The 636-nt window shown below is 41.8% G+C and carries 1 protein-coding gene; it reads left to right on the top strand.

Going from position 1 to position 636, the window contains the following annotated elements:
• Nucleotides 1–636 (top strand): transposase (locus tag CDO51_RS13130; protein ID WP_143824750.1); only part of this gene is annotated, 636 nt, incomplete at both ends.

Below are 636 nucleotides of genomic sequence, written 5' to 3'. Positions count from 1 at the left end.
CCCTGAAAGAATATTACCCTGTTGCTCTTGAGCTGTTTTCTAAAATAACTCTACCTGTTTCTCTAGCTTTTTTAAGGAAATACCCCACTCCAAAACAGGCTCGAAAAGCTAGTAGAGATGAGATCTTCAAGTTTTTAAAAAAGCAAAAACATCCTAACCCTACGTCTAAAGCTAATGAGATCTTCACAAAGCTTCAAAAACCTAACTTAGAAGGAAACAGGGCCATTTGTTCTGCAAAGTCTAAATTTTTAGTTACTATCCTCGATCAGCTAGAGCCTTTATTAGAACATATTGATGAGTACGACAAGGAAATCGAGAAACTTTTTAAGTCCCACTCTGACAGTAAAATTTTCGACAGCATACCAGGTGCCGGTAAGCGAATTGCACCGAGGCTGCTGGCAGAGTGGGGAGACGATCGCAGCCGTTATACTGACGCCTCGGTGGTACAGGCCCTTGCGGGAACTTCACCAGTACTCCATCAAAGTGGCAAAATGCGTATTGTAAAAAGACGACACTCTTGTATTAAGCCTTTTCGAAACGCTTTACATCAGTTCGCTCTACAAACTACAAGGTGGATCCCCTGGGCCAAAGACTATTACTACAAAAAGCGCAAAGAAGGTAAACAGCATCATGAAG

The sequence above is a fragment of the Natranaerobius trueperi genome (genome assembly GCF_002216005.1).
GTDB classification, from domain to species: domain Bacteria; phylum Bacillota; class Natranaerobiia; order Natranaerobiales; family Natranaerobiaceae; genus Natranaerobius_A; species Natranaerobius_A trueperi.
This window is presented reverse-complemented; position numbering and strand designations above follow the sequence as displayed.